Source organism: Nesterenkonia aethiopica (assembly GCF_039534665.1).
GTDB lineage: Bacteria > Actinomycetota > Actinomycetes > Actinomycetales > Micrococcaceae > Nesterenkonia > Nesterenkonia aethiopica.
In genome coordinates, this window is the sequence record NZ_BAAAVT010000030.1 from 1 (window position 1) to 10,621 (window position 10,621).

Below are 10,621 nucleotides of genomic sequence, written 5' to 3' on the forward strand. Positions count from 1 at the left end.
CGTTCTTCTCGCTTCTCCAGAAGAACGTTCTCGATCGCCGTTCCTGGGCGACGCGGGAGGAGCTGCGCATCGCGATCCTCACCTGGATCGAGCGCACGTATCACCGGCGTCGGCGGCAGGCGCGGCTGGGTAAGTTGACCCCGGTCGAGTTCGAGGCCACGATGAGACCGTCCATGGCCCTCCTGGCCTGACTAACCGCTGTCTCCTATCCGTTCAGCAGACCCCCGCCATTGTTCGACCGGTCGGTGGTGAAGTAGGCCAAGAACTCTCTGCGCCATTTGTGGGCTCTTCGGAGTTCAGGTGGGGTAGGCACGACACGCTGAGTAGCTCAGGGGCGCAACGAAGAGGGGCCGGGGCCCCGAAGATGTGTAGCGACCAAGCAAACACAGCCAGGAAGCCCCGACCCCGATGTTCGAGAATACCCGGCCTGTCTCTGCCTGCCGAGCCGACCAGCACACCTCCTGCCACCACTGTGACGTCCTCGTCGGTCTCGAGGGCCTCCACGTCATCGATGTCGATCGCTCAGCCCGGGCGGGTGCGTTGATCGTCACCGTTGAATCTTCCCCATCTGGTACCGGCTGCCCGGACTGCGGAGTCATCGCTACCAGCGCCGGAAGGAAGACCATTGAGCTCATCGATGCCCCGGTCTACGGAGCCCCGGCCCGATTGCGCTGGCGCAAGCGACGATGGCGCTGCGGCGACCCTGACTGCTCCACCGGGGTCTTCACCGAACAGAACCCCGTCGTGGCGGCAGAGCGGGCGCTATTGACCCGCCGGTGCATCGCCTACGGGATCACGCTGATGCGCCGAGAGAATCTCTCCGTCCAAGGACTGGCCCGCCAGCTCGGAGTTGACTGGCACACCGCCTGGCGAGCGATCCGCCCCTTGTTGCAGGCTGCTGCTGGCGATGAGCGCCGATACACCGGGGTCTCCACCCTCGGTGTCGATGAACATGTGTGGCACCACGTTGATCGGCGTCGACGCGGGCCGAAGGAACTGACCGGGATGGTCGACCTGACTCGAGATGATCGGGGCCAGGTGCAGGCCAGGCTGCTGGACCTGGTTCCAGGGCGCACCGGCAAGGCCTACGCTGACTGGCTCGCCACCCGCAGTCCTGAGTTCCGGGCAGGTGTTCAGGTCGCCCCGTTGGATCCGTTTGCCGGGTATAAGAATGCCATCGACGCCCATCTCGACGAGGCCACCGCTGTGCTCGATGCCTTCCATGTGGTCAAGCTCGGCACCGCCGCTGTCGATGAGGTCCGTCGCCGAGTCCAGCAGGACACCCTGGGGCACCGAGGCCGCAAGGGCGACCCTCTCTATGGAATCCGGCGGTTGCTGCAGACCGGGATGGAGAACCTCAGCCAGGCTCAGTGCCGGAAGATCGAGCGGGTCATCACCGCTGACCCGAGGCATGAGGAAGTCTTCATCGCCTTCCAATGTGGGCAAGAACTCCGGGCGGCCTATCAGCACCATGACCTACGAGCTGGGCGGCAGATCGCGGTTAAGGCCCTGGAGTCCTTCTCCTCCTGCCCGGTCGGCGAGATCGCCCGGCTGGGCCGGACCCTGCGGAAATGGCGTGCCGAGTTCTTGGCCTACTTCACCACTGGCAGGTCGAACAACGGCGGCACCGAGGCGGTCAACGGACTCATCGAGCTCGCCCGACGGATCGCCCGTGGATTCCGCAATCGTGAGAACTACAGGTTACGGATGTTGCTGATCGGAGGAGGCCTCGATGGGTATCTCCCCACCTGAAGTCCGAAGAGCCCATTTGTGCAGGGTCCGGCCCAGTTTCGCGATCTCGGCCACCGGACAAGACCGGAAGGACTCGAGGACCTTGAGCGCGATGCGCCGTCCGGCGCGTATGTCATGGTGCTGATAGGCCGAGCGGAGTTCCTGGGCGCACTGGAAGGCGATGAAGACCTCCTCATGGCGGGGATCCGTGGTGATGACCTTCTCGATCCGCCGGCATTGGTTCTGGCTGAGGTGCTCGATCCCGGTCTGCAGCAGCCGCCGGATGCCGTAGAGCGGATCGCCTTTCCGGCCTCGGTGCCCCAGAGTCTCTTGCTGGACCCGGCGACGGACCTCGTCGACGGCGGCGGTGCCGAGCTTGACCACGTGGAACGCATCGAGAACGGCTGCCGCCTCGTCGAGGTGGGCATCGATAGCGTTCTTGTACCCGGCGAAGGGATCCAGCGGGGCGATCCGGATCCCGGTGCGGAAGTTCTGGCTGCGGGCGGTGAGCCAGTCGGCGTAGACGGTGCCGGAGCGGCCGGGCACCAGGTCCAGCAACCGCGCCTGCACCCGCCCCTCAGGGTTCCTAGTGAGGTCGACCATGCCGGTGAGCTCCTTCGGCCCGCGTCGACGCCGATCGACGTGGTGCCAGATATGCTCATCCACACCCAGAGTGACCACCCCGGCGAACCGACGCTCATCATCAGCAGCGGCCTGCAACAGTGCGGCGATCGCGTTCCAGACGGTATGCCAGTCGACGCCGAGCTGGCGGGCCAGCCCTGCCACGGACACGTTCTCCCGGCGCATCTGGGCCACACCCCAGCTGATGCATCGACGGGTCAGCAGCGCCCGCGGGGCGGCCACAGCAGGGTTCTGCTCGGTGAAGACCCCGCGGTCGCAGTCAGGGTCGGCGCAGCGCCATCGGCGCTTGCGCCAGCGTAGCCTCGCCGGGATTCCATAGACCGGAGCATCGATGAGCTCGACGTTCTTGCGGCCGGCACTGGTGGCGATCACGCCGCAGTCCGGGCAACCCGCCGGTTCTGCTGCTGATTCGACGACCACGCGCAGCAGTGCCGCAGTGGATGGACGCTCCACGGCGATGACGTGGAGACCGTCGAGGTCGGCGAAGAGGTCGCAGTTGTGGCAGTAGGCGTGCTGGCCAGCTGGGCAGGCCGGGACCGGGCGCGTATTCTCGGACATCGGGGTCGGGGCTTCCTGGCTGTGTTTGCTTGGTCGCTACACATCATCAGGGTCCCGGCCCCTTCTTCGCCCCGTGCTCAGCTCACCGGCGAGTCGCTTGCCCCCACCTCAACTCCGAAGAGCCAGATATCTCTCTGCGTGCCACAAGGACAGACTCGCCGACGACCGACGCTCCACCCTTTAGCAACACGCCCTAGGTGTAGGAACCTCCATCATCGGAAGGCCTCGACTTCTATCCATCCACCGCCACGCCGACTCCGGCGCGCGTCCCAGCTTCTACACCCTCAAACGCGAAGAGCCACTTATCCTGCCGGAGAAACGGTGCCCTTAGAAGCTAACGGGGGGCGTAGAAGAAGAAATAGCTCCCACGCACCGGGCTGTTCGACAAAGCAGAACCGAGATCGTGAGCATCTCGGGGCCATTTCAGCCGCAGCCCGGGGTCCAGCGGTCGTCGACGCTTCGCGTCCCTGAACGTGAGCGCTCTGCGCGTGTGCCAGCGTCTGTGGGTGTGGCCGGTCTGGGTTCACCTGTAGGGCGATACGTGAGGCGCGTCAGGTGTCCGGGTCGCGACCGTTTCTCGGGGTAGCGGAGAAGGGTGCCGAGAGCCTGCTCAGCAGACGTGCTGGGCGGCGGGCGCGTGCTGTCAGCCAATCGAGCGAGGGATGATCCTGGCGAGCCTGGCGCAACACGCTCCCGAAGGTTGCCGGAAGTGGCCTGCGGTTCTTCCGTACCCAGTGGGCGGTCGCTTCGTGCGCGCGTACTAGGTACGTGCTGATTGCGTCGTCGACGTTTCCGTCGCTCAGCCGGTCATGGGCTTCTGCCAGCCGGAGTCCACCGCGTGGGCCGTGATTGTAGAGATAGTAGGCGAGGTGTTCGTATTGCTGGGTGTCGAGTACGGGGTGGACTGCCAGGATGGCATCACTTGTCGACTCGATAAGCGTACTCCAATTGTCAGGATGCATGACTCGCTCGCCCCTGAGGCTCCTCTCTGCTCGGAGGAGGAGCCGATCAAACTCCTCGATCAGGTGGTTGCCGAACGTGATGGTTCCCTTCACCTCGGCTCCGGAGGAGAAGGTGAACTCCCCGAAGTATGGGCCTGCGTACGTGTCATACAGGTCTACCCGGACGAAGGGGGCGTCAGTGAGTCGTGAAAGCTCGATGGCCCAGCGTGAGAGCATCACCGCGGTTCGGGGCACGAGGGGCGGTGCTGGTTGCACCTTAGAGGGACACAGTTTGAAATCTCGTCCGTCCTCTAAGGGGCGAAAGTTGCCATCAAAGAATGCATTTCGTATAGGAGACGAGTTTCGATCGATCTGCGATATTAGGCCTATCTGGCCCTGAAACATATAAAATTTATAGTCAAAGGGTAGCGGCCCCGGCTGAGGTCCTTGGAGTAGCTCTTCGATTATCCATCGTGACTTTCTCTGGCGGAAGCTGGCGGTCACCTTCCTCTGCCTGGCGCGGATCTCGTCGAGGTCCATCTCGCGAAGAGAAAGGTGATCGAAGTACCGTACTGAACCAGTGCGCTCAAGCAGCATCACGCCCCTGGCTGACCACCCGTGGGCGAACTTCAGGGCAGCTCTCTCGCCAAGAGACTCAGCGGTGATCTCGCTGGCCGATTCCAGAATCCGGTGCTGCTGCGGCAGGCCGATGGGGTCGCCTTCCACGCGAAGGTCTTTCAGCTGGCGGTGAACCTCGGTCTTGTTCGAGAGTCGTCTGCGCAGCTGCGTGCCACGCTTCCCGAACTCGCGGTTCAAGAACCTCAGGTACGGGGAGTCTTTCGATGTCTTGTCGAACGGCATGCGGTTCCCTGTTCTTTCAGTGCGGTGCGCCGAGACCATGATCACATGGGCTGAACCGTCAGTAGCGTCCGGCAGTGTGGAGTACGGCACTCGGTGAACCGTCCTGGGTTCAGTTCCGAGATTTTGGTGTGGGCTCTGCGGCTCGGTGGTGATCATAATATGCGGCCTCGATTTCCGCGGGGGTGCGGTAGCCCGGGTGCTCGTGCAACCTGGTGGTGTTCCACCAATGGACCCAGTTCATGGTGGCGAACTCCACCTCGGTCAGTGAGGCCCAAGAGGGTTGGGAGTAGTTCAGCTCGGTCTTGTACAGCCCGTTGACCGCCTCGGCCAGCGCGTTGATGCTCCTATAGTTGTTAACTGCGAACTTCGCCGGTGTGGGGGTCTGCCTTGACGAGGTGGTAGACCTCTCGGATCACGTAGCGTTTTAGGCAACGGATGATGCCGCGTTTGGACTTGCCCTCGGCGGTGCGGCGGGCGACGTAGGCGATCGTTGGTTCGTGAAATCTCATTCTGGCGATCACGGTGCGGTAGATTGCAGCACTGAGCTGTCTGTGCCCGCCTTGGTTGATGCGATGTTTCCCGCTCGTCATACCTGACCCTGCCGGGATGGGGCTGATGCCTGGGGTTCCGGAACTTGGGCAGCTACATCACCCGGGTGCTGCTGGATACCGGCGGATTCAGACCCTTGCTATACCTGCATCTGCGATGAGCCACTTTTCTACAATGTGTAGAATAATCTCGTCGGCCTAGCTGAGGAGGTGGCATCGCGGTGAGTTCTGCACCTGGTGTTGCCTCTCTGCCTGCCGCAAATGGCGTTGCCCGGGTGCTTCGTGGAATGCTGGCCGCAGCAGTTGCGATCGGTTCTGCAACTGCCGCTCACCTGACCGCCGGTCATCATGGCCCGCACCCGGTGATCCTGCTTTTGGCCATCGCAGTCAGTGTGCCGGTATGTGTGGCTTTGGCCCGGGTTCCGTTGAGCCGCTGGCGCCTGGCTGCTGCGGTGCTCGTCAGCCAGGGCGTGCTGCACGTTCTCTTTGCGCTGTTCCCGTATAGCCATGCTTCCGCAAGCTTGTCTGTGGGGCAGTCTTCGCATCCTGGGCACCACCGTCATCATGTGGATCATCTGGTGCTGGCTGAGCCATCGGCCAGTGCCGTTTCAGCCCACGGCGTGGTTCCGGATGCCGCGATGAGCGTGGCCCACCTCAGTGCTGGTGTGCTGACCTATGCTCTGCTGCGCCGTGGTGAGGTCCTTCTACAGGCTCTGGTGAGTCTGTTTGGGATTCGCCCGGTGCTGATGTTTGTCTTCCGTCCGTTGGTGCTTACCGGCCCGCGGACGATGAACTGGGCGGCGTCGTGGCCTGCCCGGCAGTTCTCTGCTCTTTGGCCCGGTCAGGGCCCGTGGACCCTGCGGGGTCCGCCTGTGGTGAGCTGAGACTGATTCTCGTCCTGACACCACGGAACCTGCGGGCCTGTGGTGAGGTCTGCTCACCCCTGAAAGGTTGACGTTGCTATGGGCGAAACACGCCCTGTTGCTGCCTCGCGCCGAGGTGGCACACTCCGCTCTGTTGGCCTGGCGGTGGCTACAGCTGCTGCTTGTTCGGTGCTGTGGACGGCACCGGCATCCGCGCATGACACCCTGCTGGCTGCCTCGCCTGAGGCAGATGAGGTCCTGGACCACTCACCGGAGGCGATCACTCTGGAGTTCTCCGGGGATGGTCTGACCACTGGGGAGACGATCACCAACACCATCCTGCTCCGAGATGCCAATGGAGAGAACTGGGAAGGTGAGACCGAGGTCGAGGGCAGCGCCATGTCTACTGAGCTGCCAGAACCGTTACCTAACGGGGAGTTCGACGTGGTCTACCGGGTGGTCTACTCGGATGGTCATTCCGAAGAGCATTCCTACAGCTTCGAGGTTGCCGACCCTGATGCTGAGGACGAGATCGTCTTAGAAACTACTGAGCCCTGGGAGGGAGAGCCCTCCGACAACGCAGCGGATGCCTCCGGGTCTGTGCCCAGTTGGGTACTGGGCCTTGGTGCGGGGGCTGCTGCTGTTGTCGTGGTGATCGTGCTGGTGATGCGCCGCCCAGGCACAGCCGGCGACTGATCGTCCTTGGCCGCTCTGTTCCTTTCCCTTCTTTGTTTCGTGATGCCGTCACGGCTGGATTCTTCGCCGTGCGGCTGTAGGGCCTGTGCGCCCGGAAGGATTATCTGATTCTGATGAAGAACAACACCCCTTGGACCCTCTCTGCCCTGATTGCTGCCGGCCTGCTTGCTCTGAGCGCCTGCGCGCAGGCCGATTTGCCCAACGACCCGGAGATCGACGAGAACCCTGTTGCTGAGGATGCGCGGATCCAAAGTGAGGATGATGACCTGTGGGTCCGGGCGGCGGACTCCGAGATGACCAGCCTGTTCGGCACGATCGAGAACCTCACCCCTGAAGAACTGGAGATCGTGGCCGCCGAATCACCAGCTGCCGAGGTGGTCGAGCTCCATGAGATCGTCGTCGACGAGGATGGTCAGGAAGTCATGCAGGAGATCGAGGGCGGGTTCCCGATCCCTGCAGAAGGCTCCCTGGATATGGAACCAGGCGGGGACCACCTGATGCTTATCGGACTGCATGACGAGCTTCTGCCTGGTGAGGTGGTGGAGGTGACCCTGGAGTTCACCGACGGCACCACTGAGAGCATCGGAGCCATCGTCAAGGACGACGGCGGCCAGGACGAACCCTACGACCACGAAGACCACGGCCACCATGGAGACCACGGTGACGACGATGACCACCAGGGGCATGAAGACCATGGCAGTCACGCTCACGGTGACGACTCCGAGGAGGTCCACGGTGAACACTGACCCTGGTACTGCTTCCGACGGCGGGTCGGGGCAGCGGGATTCGGCGGATCAGGGTTCGGCAGCGCCTCGGCGGGGTGTCTCCCGTCGGGGCCTGCTGCTGGGCGCAGGCGGGACCGGATTGGCCGTCACTGCTGGCGCGGCCTTCGGCCTGGGGCGGGGCACTGCCCCGGAACCTGAGCCGGAGCATCTGCTGCACGGCAGTCAGACGGTCGCCTTCTATGGGGCTCGACAGGCAGGCATCGAGACCCCGGCTCAGGCCCATGCTGTGCTGATCGCCCTGGACCTGAACGAGGGGGTCGAGGGTGAGGATGTGCGGCGTTTGTTGCGGCTTCTCACTGATGATGCCGCACGTCTGACCCAGGGGCAGCCTGCTCTTGCCGACACCGAGCCTGAGCTGGCTGAGAAGCCTGCTAGGTTGACGGTGACTTTCGGGTTCGGCCGGCACCTGGTGGAGCTGCTCAACCCGGAGATCGTGCCCCAGTGGCTGGAAGATCTGCCCGAGTTTGAGATCGATCAGTTGGAGCCCCAGCTCTGCGCCGGGGACCTGCTGCTGCAGATATGCGGCGATGACCCGATCTCGCTCGCGCACGCCCGACGGATGCTGCTCAAGGATGCCCGGGCCTATGCCTCACCACGGTGGATGCAGGACGGGTTCCGCAACGCGCGCGGCACCCAGAGCGAAGACATCACAATGCGGAACCTCTTCGGCCAGGTGGACGAGACCGTCCAACCTGGTCGGGGCGATGACGGCAAGGAGTTCACCGTGTGGGGGCACCCCCCAGCCGGATCTTCCAGTCCGCTGCGGCCCTGGATCGAGGGGGGCACCTCACTGGTGGTGCGGCTGATCAGCATGGACCTCGACGGCTGGGACGAGCTGGCCCGCAGCGGCAAGGAGGCCTCCATCGGGCGCGATCTGAGTGTGGGCGCACCACTGACCGGTTCCAGCGAGCACGATGTGCCGGACTTCGAGGCCACGACCCCGCTGGGATTCCCGGTGATCGAGGACTTCGCCCATATCCGTCGGGCTCACCCACAGGTTGCCGAGGAGCAGATCCTACGTCGCAGCTACAACTACGACCGGCCACCACAAGGGGACGGTCAGCTCAGCGACTCCGGAATGGTTTTCCTCAGCTATCAGGCCGATGTGAAGCGCCAGTTCCTGCCGATCCAGCAGCGGCTGGCTGAGGGGGACCAGCTCAATGAGTGGACCACTCCCATCGGCAGCGCGGTCTTCGCGATCCCTCCCGGATGTGCCCCCGGCGGGTACATCGGCGACTCCCTCTAAACACTGACCTTCCTTCTCTGAAAGACTCTCTGATGACCAACGACATCAGGGCAGCCGAACCTGCCCGACAACACCCAAGCCCACCAGAGCCTGACGAGCCAGTCAGCCGACCGGCGTGGTTCGTGCCCCTGCTACGCAGAATCCACTTCTACGGAGGCATCTTCGTGGGACCCTTCATCCTGATCGCAGCGCTGACCGGGGCGATCTATGCGTTCTCTCCGCAGATCGAACGTATGGTCTATTCCGAAGAACTCACCGCCTCCAGCAAATCCACCGACTACCTTCCCTTGGATGAACAAGTAGCCGCAGCGGAAGAACACGTCGGCGAAGACGCACAGTTAGCGGCCGTACGACCAGCTGCCACTCCGGGGGACACCACCCGGGTGATCTATGAGTACGACGAGTCTCCTTCCGGGCTCCACGATCCGCAACGAGGCATTTTCATCGACCCTGTCACCGGCGAAGTCCGCGGGGATGAGGGGGTCTACGGCACCGGCGGGTCTCTGCCGTTGAGGACGGAGATCGCACAGATGCACCGGCACCTGTTCCTCGGAGACTGGGGACGCCTCTATAGTGAGCTGGCTGCTTCCTGGCTGGCAGTCATCATCATTGCCGGAGTCGGACTCTGGGCAGCACGGTGGCGCGCCGTCCGTCGGTCCAAACGGAAGCAGAAGGGCATGCTGCTGCCGGAAAACTCCGCCCGCGGGCTTCGGAGGACTCGGTCCTGGCACGCAGCCACCGGGATCTGGATCGCGGCAGGAGGCCTCTTTCTGGCCGCTACTGGTATCACCTGGTCCACCTACGGGGGAGCCAATGTTGCGGACCTGCGCACCAGCATGGACTGGCAGACGCCCTCAGTCGAGACCCAGCTCAACCCCGACGCGGAAGATGCGGGTGTCCATGATGAGCACCCCCACCATGGACACGGCGGAGAACAGGCCCACGATACTCATGCAGTGGATGTCTCCGGCATCGGCCACGTCCTGCGGGCCGGCCGGGAAGCGGGTTTCACCTCTGCTCATGTGGAGCTCATCGCCGCCTCAGGAGAGGGGGAGGCATGGAGTATGCGCGATGTCAGCATGAAGCTGCCCACGCCCGAGATTCAGGCTGTCGCGGTAGACCCAGCGACCTACAAGGTCACCGATGTGCTGGCCTGGGATGACTATTCCTTCATGGCCAAGCTGGCCCAGTGGGGAATCTGGATGCACATGGGAACACTCTTCGGCCTGGCCAATCAGATCCTGCTGTTCACCCTGGCGGTGAGCATTGGTCTGTTGGTGATCTGGGGGTATGTGATGTGGTGGCAGCGCCGACCACGCCATAACCCGGCGCAGAAGGTGGGTAACCTCCCGAGCCGAGGATCCCTCAGGCGGGCGCCATGGTGGGGCAAAGCGCTGATCACTGCGGGGCTCGGCCTGATTGCCTGGTTCCTACCACTACTCGGCGTTAGCCTGGTGGCCTTCATCCTGATTGATATGCTCCTGGCACTGAGGCAGAGGCGAGCCTCCGCCTCCGACTCGCGCCTGGCGACTACAAGGAGCAAGCCCTAGGTGTGATGTCCAGGCAGGTTGTTGAGTCTGCTGAAGGGCGGGCCGCCGATCGCGGAGTGGTGCCGGTGACGCTTGTAGAAGTGCAACCAGTCCGGCAGCTCCTGGGTCTGCTGAAGGTTCGGTTGACTTCAAGACTGCTGAGAAAGCAGGAAGGATGGAAGTCATGCCGAAAGTCGTCTATACCGAGGAGTTCCGCCGCA

General features: G+C 63.3%; 10 protein-coding genes and 2 pseudogenes. 7 read left to right on the forward strand and 5 right to left on the reverse strand.

What is annotated here, in order from left to right; translation table 11 throughout:
* Together ABD658_RS15005 and ABD658_RS15010 are read left to right on the forward strand one after the other, a co-directional pair.
* Positions 1–191: IS3 family transposase (locus tag ABD658_RS15005; RefSeq protein ID WP_344744936.1), on the forward strand; the 191-nt coding region annotated here is incomplete at its 5' end.
* A gap of 217 nt (positions 192–408) precedes the next feature.
* Entirely contained in the window at positions 409–1,752 is a 1,344-nt protein-coding gene (locus tag ABD658_RS15010; RefSeq protein ID WP_344685673.1) for an ISL3 family transposase, read from the forward strand.
* Here ABD658_RS15010 and ABD658_RS15015 read toward each other — a convergent pair.
* The 4 genes and pseudogenes from ABD658_RS15015 to ABD658_RS15030 all read right to left on the reverse strand — a co-directional run bounded on the left by ABD658_RS15015 (position 1,702) and on the right by ABD658_RS15030 (position 5,323).
* Positions 1,702–2,931 (reverse strand): ISL3 family transposase, encoded by a 1,230-nt coding sequence (locus tag ABD658_RS15015; protein WP_344685675.1) that lies wholly within the window; start codon positions 2,929–2,931, stop codon positions 1,702–1,704. The genes ABD658_RS15010 and ABD658_RS15015 overlap by 51 nt on opposite strands.
* 551 nt (positions 2,932–3,482) lie before the next feature.
* On the reverse strand, positions 3,483–4,733 hold the full coding sequence (locus ABD658_RS15020) for an ATP-grasp fold amidoligase family protein (RefSeq protein WP_344685985.1): 1,251 nt from the start codon (positions 4,731–4,733) through the stop codon (positions 3,483–3,485).
* A 109-nt stretch (positions 4,734–4,842) separates the two neighbouring features.
* A pseudogene (locus ABD658_RS15025) lies at positions 4,843–5,070 on the reverse strand (integrase core domain-containing protein); the annotation flags it as partial.
* Between the two features lie 16 nt (positions 5,071–5,086).
* Positions 5,087–5,323 (reverse strand): hypothetical protein, encoded by a 237-nt coding sequence (locus ABD658_RS15030; protein ID WP_344744939.1) that lies wholly within the window; start codon positions 5,321–5,323, stop codon positions 5,087–5,089.
* Positions 5,324–5,502: 179 nt separating this feature from the next.
* Here ABD658_RS15030 and ABD658_RS15035 point away from each other — a divergent pair, with 179 nt between their 5' ends.
* From ABD658_RS15035 to ABD658_RS15055, 5 genes are all read left to right on the forward strand, one after another.
* Positions 5,503–6,165 (forward strand): hypothetical protein, encoded by a 663-nt coding sequence (locus tag ABD658_RS15035; RefSeq protein ID WP_344685987.1) that lies wholly within the window; start codon positions 5,503–5,505, stop codon positions 6,163–6,165.
* A gap of 168 nt (positions 6,166–6,333) precedes the next feature.
* Entirely contained in the window at positions 6,334–6,840 is a 507-nt protein-coding gene (locus tag ABD658_RS15040) for a copper resistance CopC family protein (protein ID WP_344685989.1), read from the forward strand.
* Positions 6,841–6,953: 113 nt separating this feature from the next.
* Entirely contained in the window at positions 6,954–7,586 is a 633-nt protein-coding gene (locus ABD658_RS15045) for a copper chaperone PCu(A)C (RefSeq protein ID WP_344685991.1), read from the forward strand.
* Positions 7,576–8,871, forward strand: coding sequence for a Dyp-type peroxidase (locus tag ABD658_RS15050; protein ID WP_344685993.1), 1,296 nt, complete (start codon positions 7,576–7,578; stop codon positions 8,869–8,871). Before ABD658_RS15045 ends, ABD658_RS15050 begins: the two co-directional genes overlap by 11 nt.
* A 32-nt stretch (positions 8,872–8,903) precedes the next feature.
* Positions 8,904–10,421, forward strand: coding sequence for a PepSY-associated TM helix domain-containing protein (locus tag ABD658_RS15055; RefSeq protein ID WP_344685995.1), 1,518 nt, complete (start codon positions 8,904–8,906; stop codon positions 10,419–10,421).
* Here ABD658_RS15055 and ABD658_RS15060 read toward each other — a convergent pair.
* A pseudogene (locus tag ABD658_RS15060) lies at positions 10,418–10,528 on the reverse strand (IS481 family transposase); the annotation flags it as partial. The gene ABD658_RS15055 and the pseudogene ABD658_RS15060 sit on opposite strands and share 4 nt — an antisense overlap.
* Positions 10,529–10,621: the final 93 nt, after the last annotated feature.

Coding starts and splice junctions, on each gene's coding strand:
- ABD658_RS15010 (WP_344685673.1), top strand. CDS start 409: ATGTTCGAGAATACCCGGCCTGTCTCTGCCTGCCGAGCCGACCAGCAC.
- ABD658_RS15030 (WP_344744939.1), bottom strand. CDS start 5,323: ATGACGAGCGGGAAACATCGCATCAACCAAGGCGGGCACAGACAGCTC.
- ABD658_RS15020 (WP_344685985.1), bottom strand. CDS start 4,733: ATGCCGTTCGACAAGACATCGAAAGACTCCCCGTACCTGAGGTTCTTG.
- ABD658_RS15055 (WP_344685995.1), top strand. CDS start 8,904: ATGACCAACGACATCAGGGCAGCCGAACCTGCCCGACAACACCCAAGC.
- ABD658_RS15015 (WP_344685675.1), bottom strand. CDS start 2,931: ATGTCCGAGAATACGCGCCCGGTCCCGGCCTGCCCAGCTGGCCAGCAC.
- ABD658_RS15045 (WP_344685991.1), top strand. CDS start 6,954: ATGAAGAACAACACCCCTTGGACCCTCTCTGCCCTGATTGCTGCCGGC.